This window comes from Thauera phenylacetica B4P (genome assembly GCF_000310225.1).
In the GTDB taxonomy this organism is placed as follows: Bacteria; Pseudomonadota; Gammaproteobacteria; order Burkholderiales; family Rhodocyclaceae; genus Thauera; species Thauera phenylacetica.
Map to the genome: position 1 here is coordinate 1 of NZ_AMXF01000158.1, position 9540 is coordinate 9540.

Annotated in this window: 9 protein-coding genes, 1 tRNA gene and 1 other RNA gene; 5 read left to right on the forward strand and 6 right to left on the reverse strand. The window is 67.3% G+C overall.

The genetic code is table 11. From position 1 onward, the window contains the following. Both C667_RS16330 and gloA read left to right on the forward strand, forming a co-directional pair. The coding region (locus C667_RS16330) for a YgjP family zinc-dependent metalloprotease (RefSeq protein ID WP_039921886.1) at nt 1–476 on the forward strand (476 nt) is incomplete at its 5' end. Between the two features lie 26 nt (nt 477–502). After that, nucleotides 503–889, forward strand: a complete 387-nt coding sequence (gene gloA / locus C667_RS16335; protein ID WP_004370077.1) for a lactoylglutathione lyase — start codon at nt 503–505, stop codon at nt 887–889. A gap of 42 nt (nt 890–931) precedes the next feature. On the opposite strand, the gene C667_RS16340 is transcribed toward gloA, so the two are convergent. Together C667_RS16340 and C667_RS16345 are read right to left on the reverse strand one after the other, a co-directional pair. Continuing rightward, nucleotides 932–2023: an HD domain-containing phosphohydrolase gene (locus tag C667_RS16340; RefSeq protein ID WP_004370078.1), complete on the reverse strand. Its 1092-nt coding sequence runs from the start codon at nt 2021–2023 to the stop codon at nt 932–934. Nucleotides 2024–2100: 77 nt separating this feature from the next. Further along, entirely contained in the window at nt 2101–3345 is a 1245-nt protein-coding gene (locus tag C667_RS16345; protein WP_004370080.1) for a nitronate monooxygenase, read from the reverse strand. 140 nt (nt 3346–3485) lie between these two features. Between C667_RS16345 and acuI the strand changes: the two genes are divergently transcribed. From acuI to ssrA, 3 genes are all read left to right on the forward strand, one after another. Beyond that, entirely contained in the window at nt 3486–4469 is a 984-nt protein-coding gene (gene acuI, locus C667_RS16350; protein WP_004370082.1) for an acrylyl-CoA reductase (NADPH), read from the forward strand. A 36-nt stretch (nt 4470–4505) separates the two neighbouring features. Beyond that, on the forward strand, nt 4506–5084 hold the full coding sequence (locus C667_RS16355; RefSeq protein ID WP_004370084.1) for a peroxidase-related enzyme: 579 nt from the start codon (nt 4506–4508) through the stop codon (nt 5082–5084). Nucleotides 5085–5192: 108 nt separating this feature from the next. After that, nucleotides 5193–5520, forward strand: a transfer-messenger RNA (tmRNA) gene (gene ssrA, locus C667_RS25120). Between the two features lie 138 nt (nt 5521–5658). Here the strand turns inward: ssrA and C667_RS16360 are convergent. From C667_RS16360 to dnaG, 4 genes are all read right to left on the reverse strand, one after another. Beyond that, nucleotides 5659–6474, reverse strand: coding sequence for a fibro-slime domain-containing protein (locus C667_RS16360; protein ID WP_004370085.1), 816 nt, complete (start codon nt 6472–6474; stop codon nt 5659–5661). 407 nt (nt 6475–6881) lie between these two features. Continuing rightward, nucleotides 6882–6957 (reverse strand) — tRNA-Ile (locus tag C667_RS16365). A 41-nt stretch (nt 6958–6998) separates the two neighbouring features. Further along, nucleotides 6999–8999: an RNA polymerase sigma factor RpoD gene (gene rpoD, locus C667_RS16370; RefSeq protein WP_004370087.1), complete on the reverse strand. Its 2001-nt coding sequence runs from the start codon at nt 8997–8999 to the stop codon at nt 6999–7001. A gap of 48 nt (nt 9000–9047) precedes the next feature. Beyond that, on the reverse strand, nt 9048–9540 hold a 493-nt coding region (gene dnaG, locus C667_RS16375; RefSeq protein WP_004370089.1), incomplete at its 5' end, for a DNA primase.

A 9540-nucleotide genomic window follows, 5' to 3' on the forward strand; every position in this document is an offset into this window, starting at 1 on the left:
TGCTGCGCGTGGTGCCGGCGCGTGCGGCGCGCTGGCGCGGGGCGGCGGACGGCGGCGAGGAACTCCTGCTGCCGGCGGGCGTCGATCCGCAGCGGGTGCTGGTGCGCGCGCTGCGTGCGCGGGCGCTGGCCTGGTACCGCGGACGGGTGGAGGAGTACTGCCATCGCCTCGGTGTCGCGGTCCCGCCGGTGAGCCTGTCGAGCGCGGCCACGCGCTGGGGCAGCTGCAGCACCCGCTCCGGCATCCGCCTGCACTGGCGGCTGATCCACCTCGAGCCGGCGCTGATCGACTACGTGGTCGCTCACGAGGTCGCGCACCTGGCCGAGATGAACCACTCGCCGCGCTTCTGGGGGGTTGTGGAGCGCCTCTATCCGGACTGGCGCGCCGCGCGTGCCGCCCTGCGGTGCGCGGCGGCGACGCTGCCGGTGATCGCGACCGCCGCGAGCGATCGCGGCCGCTTCGCCGGCGAAGACTGAATCCCTCCAACACAGGAAGAACCCCCATGCGAATCCTTCACACCATGCTGCGCGTCGGCGATCTCGAGCGCTCGCTCGCCTTCTACACCGAGGTGCTGGGCATGCGCCTGCTGCGCCGCCAGGACTACCCGGACGGCAAGTTCACCCTCGCCTTCGTCGGCTATCAGGACGAGGCCGAAGGCGCGGTGCTGGAGCTGACCCACAACTGGGGCGTGGACAGGTACGAGCTCGGCACCGCGTACGGCCACATCGCGCTCGAGGTCGCGGACGCGAAGAAGGCCTGCGACGACATTCGCGCGCGCGGTGGCAAGGTGGTGCGCGAGGCGGGGCCGATGAAGCACGGCAGCACCGTGATCGCCTTCGTCGAGGATCCGGACGGCTACAAGGTCGAGCTGATCGAACGCAAGGCCTGAAGCCGGCCTGCGCGGGCGGGGCCGGCGGCCCCGGGGCCGGCCTCAGCGTGCGGGCGCGAAGGGCGCCTCGGGTGCGTGCTCGTCCTGGTAGCGCATCTGCACGCCGAGCACCTGGTCCCAGGCGTGGAAGAGCGCATCCACGCAGGCAGGGTCGAAGTGCGTGCCGCGCCCCTCGCGCAGCAGCGCGATTGCGCGCGACATCGGCCACGCCGGCTTGTAGGGCCGCGCCGAGGTGAGCGCGTCGAAGACGTCGGCGACCGCGACGATGCGACCCTCCATCGGGATCGACTCGCCGGCGAGGCCTTGCGGATAGCCGCTGCCGTCGAACTTCTCGTGGTGGGTGAGGGCGATGGTCGCGCCCAGGCGCAGGATGCTGGACGACGAGCCCTTGAGGATGTCGTGGCCGATCTGCGGGTGGCGCTTCATCACCACGAACTCTTCCGCCGTCAGCCGGCCGGGCTTGAGCAGGATGGTGTCGGGGATGCCGAGCTTGCCCACGTCGTGCATCGGCGCGGCCATCAGCAAGGCGTCGGCGAAGCCGTCGCCGAGGCCGAGCCGGCGCGCGATCAGCGCCGAGTAGTGCGACATGCGCTGGATGTGGGCGCCGGTCTCGGGGTCGCGGAACTCGGCGGCGCGCGACAGCCGGGTGATGGTCTCGCGCTCGCGGTCGAGGATGTCGGCGGTCGCCCGGCGCACCGCGGCGGCGAGGGTCTCGGCGCGATGCTTGCCGGCGAGGTGAGCCTCGCGCAGCTTGAGCATGTTGCGCACGCGCGCCTCGAACTCGCGCGCGTCGATCGGCTTGGTGAGGAAGTCGCTCGCGCCGCAGTCGAGCGCCGCGTAACGCACGTCGCGTTCGTGGCTGGCGGTCACCATCAGGATGGGCAGGTCGTCGCGGTCGCGGTGCGCACGGATGCGGCGGATGAATTCCAGCCCGTTCATCTCCGGCATCATGTAGTCGACGATGATGAGGTCGGGCGCATTGGCCAGGCACCACTCGAGCGCCGGGGTGGGGCGCTCGAAGTTGTGGGCGCGCGCATTGGGCGTGCGGTCGACGAGCTTGCCGATCAGGGTCAGGTTGAGCTGCGTGTCGTCGACCACCGCGACCTGCATCGGACGGTCGAGTGGGAAGTTCATCCCGTCAGTATCGGTGTCCTTGGGGCTGGCACCGAGGAATTATTGCGCGGACGACATCGCGTCCGCGCATCCCCGGCTCACTCCGGCAGGGCGATCCGGCCATCGGTGCTGAACTGGTAGTCCTTGAACACGTGCTCTGCGGACAGGATGCGGTAGTCGCCGCCTTCCTCGCGCAGCGTGGTGTCCTTGAGCCGGTAGGTGTAGTGGCCGCAAGTCCAGCAGTCGAAGTTGCGCATGTGCGTACAGAGGCAGGTCTTGTCGAAGACCTTGATCTTCTTCGCCTCGGGATGCGCGGCGACCTCGCGGTTGTAGGCCTCGATGTACTGGCAGTTGCCGCTGGAGTCGAGCAGGTAGCCGTAGGCCTCGCAGTTGGGGCGGATGCCGCTGCCGATCGCCGGGCTGCTCTTCAACATGCGCATCGGATAGCCCGTGGGCGAGATCTGGTTGACCTCGATCTCGTCTTCCTCGGCCTTGAAGTAGTCCTGCTTGACCTCGTCGGGCAGGCCGCACTCCTTGGTGACCGTGAAGCGGGTCGCGACCTGTACCGCCGCGGCGCCGGCTTCGAGGAAGCTCGCCGCGTCGGTGCCGGTGAAGATGCCGCCGGCGGGGATCAGCGGGATGTCGAGCTGCTGCTCGCGCATCCAGTCGCGGATCTCGGTGACGATGGTGGCGAGGTCGTACTGCGCCCAGTCCATGCCGAAGCCGAGGTGGCCGCCGGCGAGCGGGCCCTCGACCACCACGTAGTCGGGCATGCGGCCGGTGCGCGCGCTCTTCTTGAGGAAGAGCTGCAGCGCGCGCAGCGAGCTCACGATGATGCCCAGCTGCACGTCGCGGAAGCGCGGGTGGTCCTCGATCAGCGCGAACGAGCCCAGGTGCAGGCCGGCGGCCAGCGTGATGCCGTCGATGCCATGGTCCATCGCGGTGCGCAGGCGCACGCGCAGGGTCTCCCTGGGCGCGTTCATCGTCAGCTTTTCCATGCAGTTGATGAACACCATGCCCGGCCCGCGCTTGCGCTCCATGGTGCGGCTGACGTGGGTCGCGGTGGCTTCGGCGATGAGGCCGAGGTCGAACTGCACCACCGACTTGTCGGCGTTGGCGACGTTGAACTTGTACTGCTGCAGCTTGTTCTTGACGTACTTGGTGTTGTAGCGCCGGTCGGACACCGTCGGCAGCATCGCGTCGGAGATGTGCCCGACCCCGCCCAGCCGGGCGGTCTCGAGCGCCAGGTCGGAGGTGGAAATATCCACGCCCATCCCGCCCACCATGATCGGCACGAGTTCCTGGGAGCCCAGTTTCAGGCGGAAGTCATCTACACGCTTCATTGCTTGGAGTCCGTTGATTCGGCAGGTCGCCATTATCACCCGAGAGGCCCCTTGCGCCCAAGTTCGAGCGCCATGCGGGCATCGTTTAACATGGGGCTTCGACTGCGAAACCGGCGCGAGGTGCGCCCAGGGGGAGAAAAATGTTCAAGGCAGTGCTGATCGAGAAGGACGACGCCGGCTACCGCGCGGCGGTGAAGGAGCTCGACGAGGCCTCGCTGCCCGAAGGCGACGTCGGCGTCCGGGTGGAGTATTCCTCGCTCAACTACAAGGACGGCCTGGCGATCACCGGGCGCGGCGCCGTGGTGCGCAAGTTCCCGATGGTGGCGGGCATCGACCTGGTCGGCACGGTCGACGCCAGCGCGCACCCGGGCGTCGCGGTGGGCGACAAGGTCATCCTCAACGGCTGGGGCACGAGCGAGCTGCATTGGGGCGGGCTCGCGCAGCGCGCACGCGTGCGCGGCGAGTGGCTGGTGCCGCTGCCCGCGGCCTTCACCCCGCGCCAGGCGATGGCCATCGGCACGGCCGGCTACACCGCGATGCTGTGCGTGATGGCGCTCGAGCGTCACGGCGTCGTCCCGCAGCGCGGCGAGGTGCTGGTCACCGGGGCCAGCGGGGGTGTGGGCAGCGTGGCGATTGCGCTGCTGTCCCGGCTGGGCTTCACCGTGGTCGCCTCCACCGGCCGCCCGCAGGAGGCCGACTACCTGCGCGAACTGGGCGCGGCCAGCATCATCGACCGCAGCGAGCTCGGCCAGCCCGGGCGCGCGCTCGGCAAGGAGCGCTGGGCGGGCGTGGTCGACACCGTCGGCAGCCACACCCTGGCCAACGCCTGCGCGAGCACCCTGTACCGCGGCACGGTCGCGGCCTGCGGCCTGGCGCAGGGCCTGGACTTCCCGGCCTCGGTCGCGCCCTTCATCCTGCGCGGCGTCACCCTCGTCGGCATCGACTGCGTCATGGCGCCGCGCGAGGACCGCATCGAGGCCTGGAGCCGCCTCGCCCGCGACCTCGACGTGGGCAAGCTCGAGCGCATGACGCGCGAGATCGGCCTGGGCGAGGTGGTCGACACCGCAGCCGCGCTGCTCGACGGCAAGGAGCGCGGGCGCATCGTCGTCAACGTCGATCGCTGAACTTCAGCGCAAGGACATCCCAGGAGGAGACTTCCAATGACCGAAACCATCAGCCGCTTCAAGGTGCCCGAGCTCGCCGAGCTTGCCGAGGACGTGCGTGAGCGCATCCTCGCCGTGCAGGAGAAGGCGGGCTTCGTGCCCAACGTGTTCCTGATGCTCGCCCACCGCCCGGCGGAGTTCCGCGCCTTCTTCGACTATCACGACGCCCTCATGGAGAAGGACATCGGCCTCAGCAAGGCCGAGCGCGAGATGATCGTCGTCGCCACCTCGGCCGCCGGCCAGTGCCTGTACTGCGTCATCGCCCACGGCGCCATCCTGCGCATCCGCGCGAAGAACCCGCGTCTCGCCGACCAGCTCGCCACCAACCACCGCAAGGCCGAGATCAGCCCGCGCCAGCGCGCGATGCTCGACTTCGCGATCAAGCTGAGCACGCGTGGCGCCGAGGTCGACGAGGCCGACCTCGCGGCGCTGCGCGCGCACGGCTTCGACGACGAGGCGATCTGGGACATCGGCGCGATCACCGCCTTCTTCAGCATGAGCAACCGGCTGGTGCATCTCACCGGCACGCCGCCCAACGAGCCCTTCTACCTGATGGGGAGGGTGCCGAAGGCGTGAGGAGTGAGGAGTGAGGAGTGAGGAGTGAGGCGCTCGCGGGCTGCGAGCGCGTCGGGAGGGGAGTTCGCTCGGCGCGGTGCAATTGCTTACAAACGGATCGCGCCTTCTCCTCGCCCAGGCATTGAATGCGGCGGCCGACCTGCGTAAGATCGCGGGCATGGTTGTAATCCCGGCAATCTGGAGGCGTTCTGGACAGGGGTTCGATTCCCCTCACCTCCACCCAAGTGCATTCGGGAGTGTGCTTGGGTGGGGGTGTACCGGTTTCGACAGGGCGGGCAAAGGTGAGCAGGCAACCCGAGAGGCGACGGACGTAATCCGCGCAAATCCATAAACGCCAACGATGAGCGTTTCGCACTGGCCGCTTAAGGTCTATGCCGAGGCTGCTTGAGCCTTGTTACCAAAGAAAAGCCGGTGGGGACTTCGGTCCCCATCGTCACGTCTACGCCACCGGTTTTTTCTGCAATCCCGCGCTTGCGTGCGCGGCGGAGCCGGGTGAGTTCCGGTCCGGACCCTCATGAAAAAACGGCCACCCTTCGGGCGGCCGTTTTGGTTTCCTGCGCTACCTTCCCCGGGTTCAGCGCCCCGGCGACCGGCGCCGCAGCGCACCAAGGCCGGCGAGTCCAAGACCCAGCAGCGCGAGTCCGCCTGGCTCCGGCACGTCGTTCGAAGGCGGCTTGATCGCGAAGCTGGTGGCGATGTTGAAGTTCGATTGGCTGGTGTGGCGCTCGGCGAAGAAGATGTCGAGGTCGTAGGCGGTGCCAGCTGCGAGGCCGGCCGACTTCAGCGTCTCCTCGGTGAAGGAGGCGTTGGCCGCACCATGCACGCCGCCGAGATCGATGAACCGGATGCCGTTCACGAACACCCACAGATCGTCGTCGCCGGTGAAGCTGAAGGAATTGTCGGCACCGGCGGTGGGGTCGGCGAAGGAGAGCTGGCCCTCGAGATGCAGCGTGAAGTGGTAGTTGTGGCTACGCCCCTGGTTGCCGTAGAGCTGCCCGTCGATCGGGAAGAAGCTCGACGAAGCGTACGAATAAACACCGCTACCCGGTGCGGTTTCGTTCAGCGTCAGCGAGAAGGCCTGGCTCAGGTTGTAGCCCGGGCTGTCCACGTACCATTTTGCGAAGTTGTCCGCCGTCGAGGCGCCGGCTGCGATGCTGGCGCCGGCAACGGGGAGGCCGCCGCTCAGGTTCGTTCCGGTCATGTTCGCCACCACCCCGGGGATGCCGCCTTCGAAATCGGACAGCTGGGTGCACACCGTAGCGCCAGTGCTATCGGCGATCGACGGTGCGCAAAAGTCGCGGATGGTCCCGGATAGGGTGGTCGTCGCGGCCGAGGCGGTGGATGCGATCGCCAACAGGGTGAGCGCAGCGCAGAGAGGTTTGACTTGCATGATCTTCACTCCTTTCGGATCCCGAGCAACATTTCCGGCGTTCGGGGGTTCGAAGATTATCAAGCAAATGCTGTGCCTGCTTTGTGGTGGGGATGGCAAGTGTATGAAAAATATGGATTAGTGCAGATTCGTGACTTGATCGGCGAGTGCACTCTGGTCGGGATTGTAAAAATCGCCGACAGGGGCTCGATCGGTCGCGCCATCCTCGCGCGCCACGAACGCGTGCCGGGTCTGCGGATCCCCGCGATGGCTCGATGGATTCGACGCGATCGCTTCTCATGTCGATCAACGGGCCGGAATCGACAGGTGGTACGGATGCCGTCGTCCCTAAGGTGCTCCGTTCGTCGCCCTGCTTTCGCCAGGCAATGAAAAGGGGCCCAGGATTTCTCCTGAGCCCCGGATTCCACTGGTGGGCCCTGCGGGATTCGAACCCGCAACCAAAGGATTATGAGTCCTCTGCTCTAACCGTTGAGCTAAAGGCCCGCAGGCCCGACGGTTGCGCCGCCGGGCCGTGCAACGGGCCTTTACGCGTCGCTGTCGAGGAAGCTGCGCAGCTTCTCGGAGCGGCTCGGGTGACGCAGCTTGCGCAGCGCCTTGGCTTCGATCTGGCGGATGCGCTCGCGGGTGACGTCGAATTGCTTGCCGACCTCTTCCAGCGTGTGGTCGGTGTTCATCTCGATGCCGAAGCGCATGCGCAGTACCTTGGCCTCGCGCTGGGTCAGCGAGTCGAGCACCTCGCAGGTGGCGTCGCGCAGGCCGGAATACATCGCCGCCTCGGCCGGGGCCAGGGTGGCGGTGTCCTCGATGAAGTCGCCCAGGTGGGAGTCGTCGTCGTCGCCGATCGGCGTCTCCATGGAGATCGGCTCCTTGGAGATCTTCATGATCTTGCGGATCTTCTCCTCGGGCATCTCCATCTTCTCGGCCAGCGTCGCGGGATCGGGCTCCTGGCCGGTCTCCTGCAGGATCTGGCGGCTGATGCGGTTCATCTTGTTGATCGTCTCGATCATGTGCACCGGAATACGGATGGTGCGCGCCTGGTCGGCGATCGAGCGCGTGATGGCCTGGCGGATCCACCACGTGGCGTAGGTCGAGAACTTGTAGCCGCGACGGTATTCGAACTTGTCGACCGCCTTCATCAGGCCGATGTTGCCTTCCTGGATGAGGTCGAGGAACTGCAGGCCGCGGTTGGTGTACTTCTTGGCGATCGAGATCACCAGGCGCAGGTTGGCCTCGGTCATCTCGCGCTTGGCGCGACGCATCTTGGCCTCGCCGGTGGACATCTGGCGGTTGATGTCCTTGAGCTCCTTCAGCGGGATGCCGATGCGGTCCTGCAGGTCGATGAGCTTCTGCTGCTCTTCGAGCACCGCGGGGTGGATGCGCATCAGGCCGTCGGCGTAGTTCTTGCCGGAGGAGATCTCGTTCTTGAGCCAGTCGAGGTTCACCTCGTGGCCGGGGAAGACCTTGATGAAGTGCTGGCGCGGCATGCCGGCGCGATCCACGCACAGCTGCAGGATCTGGCGCTCATGGCTGCGCACCTGCTCGACCATGTGACGCACCGAGTCGCACAGCTTCTCGATGGCCTTGGCGGTGAAGCGGATGTTGAGCAGCTCGTCGGAGATCTGCTGCTGCAGCGCGAGATAGGAGAGGTCCTGCGAGCCGCGCTTCTCGAGCGCCTGCATCTTCTTCGCGTACAGCCCGCGGATGACGTCGAAGCGGGCGAGCGCGTCGTTCTTGAGCTGCAGCAGCGAGGCGGCGTTGGCGCGCTCGGCGCTCTCGGCGCTGTCTTCCTCGTCGTCGCCCTCGTCCTCGTCCCCGGCGCCCTCGTCCTCTTCGGCCTCGGCGTCCTCGTCGGCGGACTCTTCTTCGGCGGCGGCTTCTTCGGCGCTGCCGGCGTTGGGGTCGATCAGGCCGTCGACCAGCTCGTCGATCTTGGCCTCGTCGGCGGCGATGCGGTCGACGATGCCGAGCATCTCGGCGATCGTGGTCGGGCAGGCCGAGATGGCCTGCACCATGTGCTTGAGGCCGTCCTCGATGCGCTTGGCGATCTCGATCTCGCCCTCGCGGGTGAGCAGCTCGACCGTACCCATCTCGCGCATGTACATGCGCACCGGGTCGGTGGTGCGGCCGAACTCGGAGTCGACCGAGGACAGCGCCTGTTCGGCTTCCTCTTCGGCGACGTCCTCGTCCACGTTGGTGGCGACGCTGTCCGACATGAGCAGGTCTTCGGCGGCCGGCGCCTCGTCATAGACCTGGATACCCATGTTGTTGAAGGTGGCGATGATGCCTTCGATCTGTTCGGCATCGGCCACGTCGTCGGGGAGGTGGTCGCTGATCTCGGCGTAGGTGAGATAGCCGCGTTCCTTGCCGAGCGTGATCAGCGTCTTCAGCCGGGTGCGGCGCACCTCCGCGTCGAGCGGGGTGGCGGCGGGGCTCTCGACCACCGGGGCTGCCTTGTCCTTGGCCTTGGCAGGGCGACCCTTCGCGGGGGCGTCCTTGCGCGGGTCCTTGGCTTTTTCGCGTGCCATAGCACTCCTCAAGTGAGGGTGTAAGAAAATGGGAAACCCAAAATTGTACTATAAATCTGGGACTTTGCCGCTGCTCGCGAGGTTCCGCTTCTCGAGCAGAAGCTCTCCTAGGCGGTGGCGGCCGGCGGCGTCGAGGCCTTGCTCACGATCCCGTTGTAGCAGGGCGGTGATCTCCTTGCCGATGCCGTCGACCTGCAGCTTGCGCAGGGCGTCCTCGAACAGGGTCTCGACCACCGCTTCGTCGAATTCCGCCTCCACGAGTTCCGCGGCGACGCGCGACAGCGTGTCGGCGTGCGGGGTCTCGCGGAAGCGCTCGATTAGCGCACCCAGGCCGCCGGCCGGGATCGGCTCGCCGAGGCTGAAGAGGTCGATGATCGCGATCAGCGCGAGGCCCTCGGGGCTGTCGTCGGGCACCAGGCCGACCGGCATGCGCGCGGCCCAGGTCGGGTGCTGCATGACCAGGCGCAGCAGGGTGCCGGCGGTGGAGGGCGGCTTGCGCCGGCCGCCCGGACGCGGGCGTGGCGCCTGGCCGCGCGGCTGC